The 12,405-nt window shown below is 75.4% G+C and carries 8 protein-coding genes and 2 pseudogenes; 5 read left to right on the top strand and 5 right to left on the bottom strand.

Translation table 11 applies throughout. The features are described from left to right. The 5 genes and pseudogenes from ACOJUF_RS09565 to ACOJUF_RS09585 form a co-directional block, all read right to left on the bottom strand. Positions 1-455: pseudogene (locus ACOJUF_RS09565) on the bottom strand (hypothetical protein); the annotation flags it as partial. 116 nt (positions 456-571) lie between these two features. Then, entirely contained in the window at positions 572-1,528 is a 957-nt protein-coding gene (locus ACOJUF_RS09570) for a 3-oxoacyl-[acyl-carrier-protein] synthase III C-terminal domain-containing protein (RefSeq protein ID WP_420121627.1), read from the bottom strand. After that, positions 1,525-2,652 carry an acyl-CoA dehydrogenase family protein gene (locus ACOJUF_RS09575; protein ID WP_420121628.1) on the bottom strand — a complete coding sequence of 376 codons (1,128 nt, stop codon included), beginning with the start codon at positions 2,650-2,652 and terminating at the stop codon, positions 1,525-1,527. Before ACOJUF_RS09575 ends, ACOJUF_RS09570 begins: the two co-directional genes overlap by 4 nt. 2 nt (positions 2,653-2,654) lie before the next feature. Next, positions 2,655-3,323 carry a hypothetical protein gene (locus tag ACOJUF_RS09580; protein ID WP_420121629.1) on the bottom strand — a complete coding sequence of 223 codons (669 nt, stop codon included), beginning with the start codon at positions 3,321-3,323 and terminating at the stop codon, positions 2,655-2,657. Beyond that, positions 3,320-4,846, bottom strand: coding sequence for a phosphopantetheine-binding protein (locus tag ACOJUF_RS09585; RefSeq protein WP_420121630.1), 1,527 nt, complete (start codon positions 4,844-4,846; stop codon positions 3,320-3,322). The genes ACOJUF_RS09580 and ACOJUF_RS09585 overlap by 4 nt, the downstream gene beginning before the upstream one ends. A gap of 260 nt (positions 4,847-5,106) precedes the next feature. Between ACOJUF_RS09585 and ACOJUF_RS09590 the strand changes: the two genes are divergently transcribed. The 5 genes and pseudogenes from ACOJUF_RS09590 to ACOJUF_RS09610 all read left to right on the top strand — a co-directional run. After that, positions 5,107-6,477 (top strand): condensation domain-containing protein, encoded by a 1,371-nt coding sequence (locus ACOJUF_RS09590; protein WP_420121631.1) that lies wholly within the window; start codon positions 5,107-5,109, stop codon positions 6,475-6,477. Positions 6,478-6,660: 183 nt separating this feature from the next. Then, a complete protein-coding gene (sbnA, locus tag ACOJUF_RS09595; protein WP_420121632.1) occupies positions 6,661-7,677 on the top strand; it encodes a 2,3-diaminopropionate biosynthesis protein SbnA in 1,017 nt (338 codons plus the stop codon). Continuing rightward, positions 7,671-8,681, top strand: a complete 1,011-nt coding sequence (gene sbnB / locus ACOJUF_RS09600) for a 2,3-diaminopropionate biosynthesis protein SbnB (RefSeq protein ID WP_420121633.1) — start codon at positions 7,671-7,673, stop codon at positions 8,679-8,681. The genes sbnA and sbnB overlap by 7 nt, the downstream gene beginning before the upstream one ends. Positions 8,682-8,922: 241 nt before the next feature. Next, a pseudogene (locus ACOJUF_RS09605) lies at positions 8,923-9,135 on the top strand (MbtH family protein); the annotation flags it as partial. Positions 9,136-9,193: 58 nt separating this feature from the next. Continuing rightward, positions 9,194-12,405, top strand: a 3,212-nt coding sequence (locus ACOJUF_RS09610; protein WP_420121634.1) for an amino acid adenylation domain-containing protein, incomplete at its 3' end; no start/stop codon positions are given.

Consider the following 12,405-nt stretch of genomic DNA (forward strand, 5'->3'; position numbering starts at 1 on the left):
GGGCCGAAACCCAGGTCCGGGCGCAGCGCCACGGCGTGGTCGGCCCGGGCGTCCAGGGCGGAGAGGTCGGGATCGGCGTAGGGGACCCGTGCCTGGTCCAGGGCGATCACCACGGCCGGGTCCCGGTCGGGGAAGGCGGCCGCGACGCGCAGCGCGGTGAACGGCGCGAGCCGGCACGGGTCGGACACCGCGAACTCCAGCCGGCCGGGCGCGGCGAGCGCTCCGGCCACCGAGTCCCGTGGGTCCAGATCGGGCGTGACGTGGGCCAGCACGACCAGTCCCGCCGCCGCGCCACCGGGCATCCGGTCGAGCAGGGCGGCGGCCATCTCCGCGAACGAGCGGCCCGGCCCGGCGCACCCGAGCGGCAGCGGAGTCGCCCCCGGGGCGAGCCGGTCGGCCCACAGGGCGCGCAGCCCGGGACCGGCCGGGTGCCCGCCGGTGTGCGGAAAGGTCATGGCCAGCAGTGGTCCCGGGGCCGGGCCGGCGCCGCGCCGGGCGGCCGGATCGGGTGCGGGAACGGCGGCCGCTTCGCCGATCGGACGGGGGGAAACCGGGGCCCCCAGGACGGCGGTCACCCCGACCACCCGCCGGCCGTTCCCCGGGCCTGGACCACCATCGCCGCGTAGACCGCGCCGAGCCCGACGCCGGCCAGCAGGTACGGCCGGCCCGGCGGCAACCGGTCGGCGTCGACCGCGCAACGGTAGTTGACGAACGGGTCGGCGCAGAAGGCGTGCCCGGTGACCGGCACGTTGTCCAGGAAGATCCGGTCCGGCGGCAGCCCCAGCAGGGCCGCCACGCGCACCCATGACGCACGATTGACGTTGTGCGGCAGGATCATCGAGAGATCGGCCAGCCCCAGGCCGGCCCGGGCCACGGCCGCCAGCACGACGTCGGCCAGGGTCTGCGGGTACCGCTGGTGGAACCGGGACCGGGTCGGACCGGGCATCGCGGTGCCGTCCCGGAACTCGCCGTCGACCCGCCATTCGTAGGACAGCACCCGGTCGCCCGCGCCGGACCGGCCGACCAGCAGCGCCGCGCTCGCCTCACCGGTCACCGTGGGCGCCGGCATCGTCCGGTTGACGGCGGGGTAGGCCTTCTCGCCGGTCAGCACGAGGGCCAGCGCGTCCGGGTCGTCGCCGGCCAGCAGGCGGCCGGCCAGGTCCACGGCGAGCAGGCCCGAGGCGCAGGCGTGCTGGGTGACCGCGAAGGCCACCGCGCCGGACAGACCGAGGTCGGACCGGACGGACTGCACGGGCGGGGTCGCGTGCGGCCCGCTCGGCGGCACGCTCTTGGCGTGCAGCACGTAGCGGATACGGCGGGCGACGCGGCCCAGCGACGGCAGGGCCCGGGCCGCCCGCTCGACCAGGTCGGCCGCGGTGGCCGTCCGGTCCACCCGGTAGTCCCGCAGGCCGTAGAACTTCTGCAGCACCGCGGCTTCCGTCGCCGACAGCTGCAGTTCCCGGGCGGCGTCCCCGACCGGCCGGGCGGTCGGCGGGATGTAGGTGGCGACGGCCTGCAGGACGGTCATGCCGCCGCCCCGTCCGGTGCGATCCGGTGCCGGGGGTCGCGCAGCGCGCCGTCGGCGACGTGCAGCAGCTGCATCGCCGAGGTGCCCTCCATGAACTCGAATCCGGCCGCGTCCCGTCGCCACTTCTCCAGCAGCGGGTGGTCCAGCAGGGCCCCGGGGCCCAGCCGGGCCGGCAGCCGGGTCGTCACCCCGATCGCCAGCCGGGTGGCCGTGAGCTTGGCCAGGGCGGACAGCTGGCCGCGGCCCTCGTCGCGGTCGACGGCGGCCGCGGCCTCGAGCACGAGCCGTTCGGTCGCCTCGATCCGGGCCCGCACGGGATCCAGCTCGGCCGGGGTGGAGCGGGTCCCGTGCTCGGTGAGGTAGTCGCAGACTGCCGCCGCGGTGGCCGTGGCCATCGCGGCGACCTGCACGCGGACGCTGGCGAAGGCCCGGATGACGCCCCACAGCCCGCGGCGGCTGGGCGGCAGGTGGGACCCCAGCACGTCCTCCGGCGCCACCGGCACCCCGGTGAACGTCAGCCGGCCGATGCGCCCCCCGCGCAGCCCGGCCATCGGCAGCGCGGCCGCCGCCACCCCGCCGGCGTCCGCCCGGACCAGCACCGCCCGCAGGTGCAGCGGGGTCGGCCCGGTCCGGGCCAGTACCACGCCCAGCCGGCCGCGAGAGGCGTTGCCGACGTAGGTCTTCGCCCCGGACAGGCGCAGCCCGTCGGGGGTGCGCGCGAGTTCGGTGCGCAGGGCGAGCACGTCGCTGCCGCCCTGCGGTTCGGTGATCGCGCAGAACGCCCAGGAGCGGCCGTCGGCCAGGGCCGACCGGAACCGCGCCCGTTGCGCGTCGTCGGCCAGCAGGTCGACGACCACCCCGGCCAGGGACGGCCCCGGCCCGGCCAGCAGCACACCCGCGTCCCCGCGGGCCGCCTCGAGGGTGGCCGCGGTCAGCCGCCGGCAGCGGTCCGGCTCCGGCCGCTCCGGCACGGTGCTGATCCGGTGCACGGCCCGCAGGCCGGGGGAGTCCAGGTGGCGGGCGACCGCCGCCGGGTGGGCGTCCACGTCCAACGCCCGGGCGCGCAGGTCCGCGGCGACCGCCCGGACCTCCGCCCGCACCGCGGCGATGGATTCCTCCGTCATGGTCAGGCCGCCAGCCGCTCGCCGGCCGGCGCGGCCACGTCGCGCAGCAGCGCGACCAGCCGCAAGGCCCGGACCGGGTGATCGTCCAGGTAGCCGGCGCCCCCGACGAGCCGGGCCAGCGCCTGATCCGCCCGGTCCAGCTCGTCGTGCCACAGCGACGCCTGGGCCGGCGTCATGCCGGCGCTCAGGGCCGACTCGACCGTCTCGAGAACGACCGCGATCTCGGCGATCTCGGCACGCACGAGCTGGCGGTCGGTGAGCGGGGCACCGTCGGAGACGCGGCGGGCCAGGGTGTCGATGGCGCCGCCCAGCAGGCGCCGGTCCAGCCCCGCGCGCACCGCCGCCAGGGCCGCCGGCCCGCGGGCGGGCGGCCCGCCGGACGACGGGCCGGCCGGGTCCACCGTGGCCGGGATCACCCGGATCCGGACCAGCTGCTCGAGCCGGGCCAGGGCGGACGGTTCGATCTCGACCCGGCACCGGGCGGCCGGGTACGTGACCCCGCCGATCGACCAGCTGCCGACCACCGGCAGCAGCCCGGGTGGCACGAGGGTCCGGCCCTGCCGGCTGCAGGCGACGGGCTCGCGCAGGTCGAACGCCGCGGTCAGGCCGGCGGCCAGGCCGTCCCGGCGGGCGACGGCGGCGACGGCGGTCAGCGGGACCGGTCCGCTCATGCCGCGGCCGCCATCCGGGTCAGGTAGTCGCACAGCGACCCGACCGTCCCGAACATCTCCGGGTCGAGATCGTCCGGATCCACCTGGAAGTCGGCCAGGTCCTCCAGCTCCATGAGCAGCTCGAGCATGCCGGTGGAGTCGAGCCCGAGCGAGGGGAGCGGGGTCCGCTCGTCCAGCGCGGGCAGGTCGCGCCGGGTGACCTTCTCGGCGGCGGCGCGGATGTGTTCGATGGCCTGGCCTCGTTCCATGGGGCACGTCCTGACGTGGTGATAGTGCTGCCCGCGCAGCAGGTCCAGTGGATGGTCCCGGCGTCGGACCAGGTGGCCGGCGCCGTCGTGCAGGAGAACCTCGGCGGCGTAGCCGTGGCTCAGGAACCGGCCGGGGGACGCGCTCGCCGCGTACGCGCCGGACCGGCCGATGCCGATCAGGTCGCCGACGGCGAGCGGGGGCAGCTCGACGTTGCGGGCCAGCGTGTCGTTGGGCGTGCACAGGGCGCCGGTCACCTGCCAGGCCTGCGTCCGGTCCCCGCCCGTCCGGTTCAGCAGCCGGACCGGGAAGTTCCGCGGCACCACCGAGCCGATCCCGGCCGCGGCCTGGTGATGGTGGGTGCCGCCGTCGGTGCACGCGAAATGCCGGCCCAGCGACTGCTTCACCGACTCCACCCGCACGACGTACTCCCCGGCCCGGGCGGCCAGGAACCGGCCGGACTCGCACATCAGCCGGACCCGGGGATGGCGCTCGCGGAACGCGGCGACGACCGGGTCGAGGTCGGCCCGCACCCCGCTCAGGTCCGGGTCGACTTCGCCGGCGAAGTAGGCCACGCCCAGGCCGCCGCCGACATCCACCGCGGTGAGGGTGATTCCGGTGCTCGCGGCGATGCGCTCGGCCAGCTCGAGGTGGGCGCGGACGTTCTCGCTGAACAGCGCGGCGTCGAGCAGGCGGGTGCCGACATACACGTGGACGCCGCCCAGGTCCAGGTGCGGGTAACGCCGGGGCAGCGGTCCGCCCACCTCGAGCTGCTCCTCGTCGATGCCGAACTGGCGCGGCTTGCCGCCCATCGACAGGCCCGCACCGGCGGTGCCCCGCCGCGGGTTCACCCGCAGCATGACCCGCGGTCGCCGGTTCCCTTTCGCCGCCAGCCGGTCGAGAACGCCCAGCTCGTCGAACGACTCGGCCACGATCGCGTAGATGCCGGCGTCCAGGCAGGCTCTCAGGTCGGCCGCCGTCTTGCCCGGGCCCAGGAAGATGACGTCCCGGGGCGCGACGCCGGCCAGCAGGGCGGTCCGCAGTTCCGCCCGCGAGCACACCTCGGCCCGGGCACCGGCCCCGGCCAGCACACCGGTCACGGAGACGTTCGGGTTGGCCTTGAGCGAGTAGAAGATCTCCATCGCCGGCGGGAGCGCGGCCCGCAGCTCGGCGAAGGCGGCGGTGAGCACGGCGGAGTCGTAGACGAACAGCGGCGTGCCGAACTCCTCGGCCAGCCCCGTGCAGCGGGCGGCGTCCAGCGGTCGAGCGCGTGTCATCTCCACCCCTGCCATCCCTTGCCCCCGTGTCGTCGGCCGGTGGCGGAGCGGCGCCCGGCGCGAGCGGGTGGCGGCCGCCGGCGGCCCGGCCTGTCTGCGACCCACGGTGGGTGTGGCCACCATGTTTTTTCTATACCTGGCGGGCTTGACGCCGGCGCACTCCGCGGTATAGCGGCGGTGTAGCCGGCCCCGGCATCCTGCATGGCCAGAACCCGGTGCGTCGGCGGCGGGAGGGCGACGGGGGACATGCGATGGGACCGGTGGACACCGGATTCAGGGCCGCGACGGGGGCCGGGCCCGGCCCCGTGACCGGTGACCCGGCCCCGGCCCTCCGGCCGATCTCGGTCGGCCAGCAGGCCCTGTGGACGCTGCACCGGTTGGCCCCGGACAGCGCCGCCTACAACGACGCCGGCGCAGCGAGACTGACCGGCGCGGTGGACGTGTCGGCCCTGGCCGGCGCCGTCGACGACGTGACCCGGCGGCACGACCTGCTCCGCTCGCGGTTCGTCGACGACGACGGGTGGCCGGGGCGGGTGGTCGATCCGGCCGGCCCCCGGCTGGAGGTGGTCGACGTCGGGCCGGTGGACGACGCCGTGCTGGCCGCGCTCGTCGCCGCGGCGGCGGGCGAGCCGTACGACCTGGAGACCGGCACCGCCCGGTTCCGGTTGTTCCGGCGGGCGCCGGACGACGCCGTCCTGCTCAGCGGAAACCACCACATCGCCAGCGATGCCGCCTCGCAGTTCGTGCTCTGGCGGGACCTGCTGGCGGCCTACCGGGCCCGGTCGGCCGGTGCCGTGCCCGAGCTGCCCCGGGTGGCCTGGAGCTGGGACGACCAGGTGGCCGCCGAGCGGCGCGCGCTGGCCGGCCCGCACCGGGCCGGCTGGAGCGAGCACTGGCGGGCCACCGGCCGGGACGCCCCCGCGGGCGAGCTGGCGACCGATCGGCCCCGGCCGCGGCACCCGGCGTACCGCGGCGGGACGGTGACCGTGCCGGTGCCGCCGGCGCTGCACGACCGGGTGCAGGAGCGGGCGGTGGCGCTCGGCGTCACCCCGTTCGCGGTCCACCTGGCCGCCCTGCAGACGTCGATCCACCGGTCCGGGGGGCAACGGCGGTTCCTGGTCGGCTGCCCGATGAGCCTGCGCCGGCGGCGGGAGACCCTGCCCGCGGTCGGCTATTACGTGAACATGGTGCTGCTGCGCGCCGAGATCGATCCGTCCGGCCCGACCGCCGGGCTCGTCCGGGCGGCCGCCCGGGAGCTGCGGGCGGCGGCCGGGGCCTGCGGGCTGCCGTACCCGCACATCGTCCGGGCGCTGGACCGGGGCCGCGACGCCGGGCCGCCGTACCGCATCGCCATCACCCAGGTCGACGCCCGGATCGGACCGGCGGCCGACCGGGCCGGGTCGGAGGCCGGCGGACGGATCGAGGCGTTCGCCGTGCCCCGGCTCCAGGGGCAGTACGACCTGGGGGTGGAGGTGACCCGGACGGTGGACGGCTCGGCCGTCGCCTTCCGGTACGACCGGGAGCTGTTCGACGAGGCCACGATCCACCGGCACCTGGGGACGTACCTGCAGATCCTCGATCGGATCGGCGACGACCCGGGCGTCCGTCCGTGCCCGGTGGGCCCGGAATAGGTCCGGTATAGAGCCCTGGGCCACCGTAGATCCGGGAGCATCCGGCCGGGGGGAATGGGCCGGCCGTCCGCCCGATCACCCGCGGCGTCACCGCAGTTCCGACGCCGGCCCGACGCCGGCCCGACTGAGCCCCGACCGCCTCGCGGCGCCCACTGCAGACCACACACCGCAAGGACTGATGACATGGCCGTCCGGAGACCGCTCAAGGGCATCCTGTCCGCGATCGGGGACACCCCGTTGGTGGAGATGGGTTGCCTCGTGCCCGGTTTCGACTTCCGACTGTTCGTCAAGCTGGAGCGGTTCAACCCGGGCGGGTCGGTCAAGGACCGTTCGGCCCTGGCCATGCTGCAGGCCAAGATCCTCGACGGCGGGGTGCGCCCGGGCCGGACGGTCGTCGTCGAGTCCAGCTCCGGCAACCTGGCGATCGGCCTCGCCCAGATCTGCTGCTACTACGGGATCGACCTGATCTGCGTGGTGGACGCCAAGACGACCACCCAGAACCTGGCCATCCTGCGGGCCTACGGGGCGCGGGTCGAGGTGGTGACCGACCGGGACCCGGCCACGGGGGAGTACCTGCCCGAGCGGGTCCGCCGGGTCCGGCACCTGCTGGCCACCCTGCCGAACGCCTACAACCCCAACCAGTACGCCAACCTGCGGAACCCGGCCGCGCACGAGAACACGATGCGGGAGATCGCCGAAGCGCTGGACGGCCGGGTGGACTACCTGTTCGCGGCCGCCGGCACCTTCGGCACGCTGCGCGGCTGCGTCGGCTACCTGCGCGACCAGAGCATGCCGACCCGGGTGGTCGCGGTGGATGCCGTCGGCAGCATCCTGTTCCACCCCACGCCCGGGCGCCGGCTCATCCCCGGGCACGGGGCCGCGGTGCGGCCCGCGCTGCTGGACCCGAGCCTGGTCGACGACGTGGTGCACGTGACGGACCTGGAATCGATCGTCGCCTGCCGCACGCTGACCCGCCAGGAGGGCATCCTGGCCGGCGGCTCGTCGGGTGCCACCATCGCCGCGGTCGGCAAGTACGCCCCGCGCATCCCGCCCGGGTCGACGGTGGTGGCGATCTTCCCGGACGGCGGCGACCGGTACCTCGACACCATCTACTCCGACGCCTGGGTGGCCGAGCACTTCGGCTCCGACGCCATGCAGCTGTGGCAGCGCCCGCTCATCGAGGACGTGGCCTGGTGCTGATCCTCCGTTCCGGCGACGTCGCCGCCGCTCTGGCCGGCCGCGAGCTCGAGATCGTCGAGGTGGTCGACCGCACCTACCGTGCGCACGCCGCGGGCCGCACGGCCGTCCCGCACTCGGTGTTCCTGCGGTTCCCCGACCGCCCGCGGGAGCGGATCATCGCCCTGCCGGCGTTCGTCGGCGGGTCCCGCCCCGGCGCCGGCGTCAAGTGGATCTCCTCGTTCCCGGGCAACGTGGCCGCGGGTGCGGCGCGGGCCAGCGCGGTGCTCGTGCTCAACTCGCTGGTCGACGGCCGCCCGGAGGCACTGCTCGAGGCGTCGCTGCTATCGGCCGCGCGGACCGCGGCCGGGGCGGCGCTGGCCGCCCGGACCCTGGCCGCCGGACGCTCCTACCGGGGCATCGGCCTGATCGGCACGGGTGTGATCAACTTCGAGGTGCTGCGGTACGTGACCGCAGTGCTGCCGGACCTGGCGACCGCCACCGTCTTCGACACCGATCCCCGGCGGGCCGCCGACTTCGCCGACCGGGCCGGCCGGCTCGGGCCGCGGGTCGAGGTCGCCGCCGATCTGGACGACGTGCTCGCCCGGCACCCGCTGGTCAGCCTGGCCACCACCGCGGCCGAGCCGCACACCGATCTGCGGGCCTGCCGGCCGGGCACCGTCGTCCTGCACGTCTCCCTGCGCGACATCGAGGTGCCCACCATCCTGCGGGCCCGGAACGTGGTCGACGACGCCGACCACGTGTGCCGGGAACGGACCTCGCTGCACCTGGCCGAGCTGGCCACCGGCGACCGGTCGTTCATCGCGGCCGGCCTGGGCGACCTGCTGACCGGTGCGGTCCCGGTCCCCGAGCCCGACGACCGCCTCGTGATCTTCTCGCCCTTCGGTCTCGGCGCCCTCGACATCGCCCTGGCCGAGTTCGTCCGGGCCACCGCGCAGGCCACCGGGGCCGGCGTCGACATCCCGGATTTCCTGCCGAGCCAACCGGTCTCGGCAGCCACCCACTGATCCATCCCGAGGAGCAGGCATGTCCGAGCAGCCCAACAACAACGAGAACCACGAGACGGGCAACAACAACCCGAACACCAACCCCAACAACAACAACAACGCGAACGCGAACAACGCGAACAACGCCGCCAACCCGAACGACAACAACGCCAACAACAACGCGAACAACGCGAACAACAACAACGCGAACAACGCGAACAACAACAACGCGAGAAACACCAACAACGCGAACAACACGAGCAACAACAACGAACCCGCCGAGCCGATCTACCTGGTCGTGCGCAACGCCGAGGAGCAGTACTCGATCTGGCCGGAAGGCCGCGAGGTGCCGGCCGGCTGGGAGGCGGACGGCACCGTCGGCCCGAAGGACGCGTGCCTGGAGCACATCACGCAGGTCTGGACCGACATGCGCCCGCTGAGCCTGCGCCGCCGGATGGACCTGGCCCGCGTCTGATCCGCCCGGCCCGCCCGCCTTCCCCACCCATCTGCCGTCCACCTGCATCGAGGAACCGATGACCGAGATCCAGCTGCTGCCTCACCTGTTCACCGCTCAGGTGGCGCGCACGCCCGAGGCGATCGCCGTCGAGGACGATCACCGACGTCTGAGCTACGCCGATCTCGACCGCCGGGCCAACCGGCTGGCGTACATCCTGCGGGCGCAGGGCGTGCAGCCGGAATCGGTGGTGGGCGTCTGCCTGACCCGCGGGGTGGACCTGGTGGTCGCCCTGCTGGCCACCTGGAAGGCGGGCGGCGCGTACCTGCCGATCGATCCGACCCACCCGGCCGAGCGCACCGCGGGCATGATCACCGACAGCGCGACGGCGCTCGTGCTGGTCGACTCCGTCACCGACGGCCTGCTGGCCGGCACCGGGGTCCGCCAGGTGACCCTGGACGGCTCCGACGGGTCCTCGGCGGGTGCTGACGCCAAGGCGCCGACGTCCCCGCTGAGCGGGGCGAACGCCGCGTACGTCGTCTACACCTCCGGTTCGACCGGCCGCCCCAAGGGCGTGGTGATCACCCACGATGGCATTGCCAACCGGGTGCGCTGGACCGTCGAGCGCCACGGCCTGACCGGGACCGACCGGGTGCTGCAGAAGAGCTCGATCGCCTTCGACGCGGCCGCCTGGGAGATCTTCGCCCCGCTGGTCAGCGGGGGCACCGTCGTGCTGCCGGCGCCGGGCGTCGAACGGTCGGTCGAGGCGATGGCCCACCTGCTGTCCGAGCGGGAGATCACCGTGCTGCAGGGGGTCCCGTCCGTGTTGCGACCGCTGGCCGGGGAGCCCGGCTGGTCCCGCGCCGATCACCTGCGGTTGGTGTTCTCGGCCGGGGAGCCGCTCGACCACGAGCTGGCGGCCCGGCTGGCCGCCGCACCGGGCCGGCCGCAGGTCTGGAACACATACGGCCCCACCGAATGTGCGATCGACGTCACCGCCTTCCCGGTCGACGAACACCGCCCCGGACCGGTGCCGATCGGCCGGCCGATCGACGGGCTGACGGTGCTCGTGCTCGACGAGCACCTGGCCGCGGTCGGCGACGGCGTCGCCGGGGATCTGTATGCGGCCGGGGTCGGGGTGGCCCGTGGCTACAAGGGGCGGCCGGACCTGACCGCCGCCCGGTTCCTGCCGAACCCGTTCGCCGCGGACGGTTCCCGGATGTATGCGACCGGCGATCGGGCCCGGCGGCGGCCCGACGGCGTCCTGGAGTTCCTCGGCCGGTCCGACGACCAGGTGAAGGTCAACGGTGTCCGGATCGAGCCCGCCGAGGTCGAGGCGGCGCTGACCAGCCATCCCGCCGTCCGGGTCGCCGCGGTGGTCGCCCGACACGCCGCCGGCGGGGGCCAGCGGCTGGTCGCCTTCGTCGAGGCCGACCACGAGGTGCCGGCCGCGGAGCTGCGGGCCCACCTGCGGAGCCGGCTGCCCGAGGCGATGGTGCCGGCGGTCGTCCGCCGGCTGGCCGCGCTGCCCCGCACCGGCAGCGGCAAGCTCGACCGCGCCGCCCTGCCCGAGGTCACCGGCGACGACCCCGCCGAACCGCCGTTCGTGGCGCCCCGGACCCCGGCCGAACGCATCGTCGCGCGCGTCTGGTGCGAGCTGCTGCAGCTGGACCGGGTCGGCGTGCATGACGACTTCCTCGCCCTGGGCGGCGAATCCCTCATGCTCACCCGGCTGGCGAGCCGGTTGCAGAAGGCGTCTGGCGGCCGCATCGACCTGCGCGGCCTGTTCGACGCCGCGACCGTCGAGGCGCAGGCCCGCCTGCTCCCGGTCGTGGACGCGCCCGCCGACCCCGGTGACCGCACCGGCACTGCCGGGCTTGCCCCCGGGGCCGGCGATTCCGCCGGCGATCGGACCGCACCGGCCGGGCCGCCGATCCTCTCGTCCGGCCAGCGCCGGCTCTGGTTCTCCGACCGGCTGCATCCGGGTGGTCTGGAATGGGTCGCGCCGGTCTTCCTGCGGGTGCCGCCGGGCCTGACCCCGCCGCAGCTGGCCGCCGCGCTGACCGCTCTGGAGGAGCGGCACGAGGTGCTGCGGACCCGCTTCGCCGACCGGGGCGGCGAACCCGTCGCCGTGGCCGCGCCGGCCGGACCGGTCGAGCTGCGGGTCGTCGACCTGCCCGACCGTCCGGCCGACCAGGCGGCCGAGGCGGCCGCGCTCGCCGGGCATTTCGCCGAGCAGTTCGGTCGCGGCTTCGACCTGGAGCACGGGCCGATCTGGCGGGCGCTGTTCGTGCGCATCCCGGACCGGCCCGGCGTCGTCCTGCTCACCGTCCACCACATCGCCACCGACGGCTGGTCCGCCGTCGTGCTGGAGCGGGACCTGGGCCGGCTGTGCCGGGCCGCCCTGACCGGGGAACCGGCGCCGCTGCCCCCGCTGCCGGTGCGCTTCGCCGACTACGCCGCCTGGCAGCAGGACCGGCTCGCCGGGGCCGCCCTGGCCGAGGGCCTGGCCTACTGGCGCGAGCAGCTGCGCGGGGTGGAACCGCTGGCCCTGCCGGCCGACCGGCCGCGGGCGGCCGAGCGGGACGTGAGCGGCGCGGGCGTGCCGGTGCACCTGGCCGGTGACCGGGCGGCCGCCGTCGAGGCGGTCTCCCGGCGGCTCGGCGTCACCCCGTTCGTCACCCTGCTCGCCGCGTTCGCGATGACGCTGGCCCGGCACACCGGCCGGCTGGATTTCGCCGTCGGCAGCCCCGTCGCCGGCCGGTCACGACCGGAGTTCGAGGACGTGGTCGGCCCGTTCCTGAACCCGGTCGCGTTGCGCTGCCGGCTGTCCGGCGATCCGACGTTCGCGCAGGCGGTCGCCGCGGTGCGGGCCACCTGGCTGGACGCGCAGGCCCGGGCCGACGTCCCGTTCGAGCGCGTGGTCGATGAGGTGCTGCCGCACCGTGACCTGTCCCGCACCCCGATCTACCAGGTCGGGTTCGACCTGCAGACCGGCGGTCTGGCCACCGCCGGGGCGGCCGACCCGGCCGCGGACCTGGCGTTCCAGCAGGCCTGGCGGGTGGCCAAGACCGACCTGACGTTCTTCGTCTGGCACCGCGCCGGGGGCGCGATGACCGGCGCCCTCGAGTACGCGACCGGTCTGTTCGAGGAGTCCACCGTGGCCCAGTTCGCCACCCGATTGGAACAGGTGATCAGTGCCGTGACCGTCGATCCCGAGCTGCGGCTGTCCGAACTGCCCGGCCGGGACGCCCGGCCCGCCGACCCCCGGCACGGGCCGGCCACCGACGC

Source organism: Nakamurella sp. (assembly GCF_048594475.1).
Classification (GTDB): Bacteria; Actinomycetota; Actinomycetes; order Mycobacteriales; family Nakamurellaceae; genus Nakamurella.

Coding starts and splice junctions, on each gene's coding strand:
- ACOJUF_RS09570 (WP_420121627.1), bottom strand. CDS start 1,528: ATGACCGTCCTGCAGGCCGTCGCCACCTACATCCCGCCGACCGCCCGG.
- ACOJUF_RS09575 (WP_420121628.1), bottom strand. CDS start 2,652: ATGACGGAGGAATCCATCGCCGCGGTGCGGGCGGAGGTCCGGGCGGTC.
- ACOJUF_RS09580 (WP_420121629.1), bottom strand. CDS start 3,323: ATGAGCGGACCGGTCCCGCTGACCGCCGTCGCCGCCGTCGCCCGCCGG.
- ACOJUF_RS09585 (WP_420121630.1), bottom strand. CDS start 4,846: ATGACACGCGCTCGACCGCTGGACGCCGCCCGCTGCACGGGGCTGGCC.
- sbnA (WP_420121632.1), top strand. CDS start 6,661: ATGGCCGTCCGGAGACCGCTCAAGGGCATCCTGTCCGCGATCGGGGAC.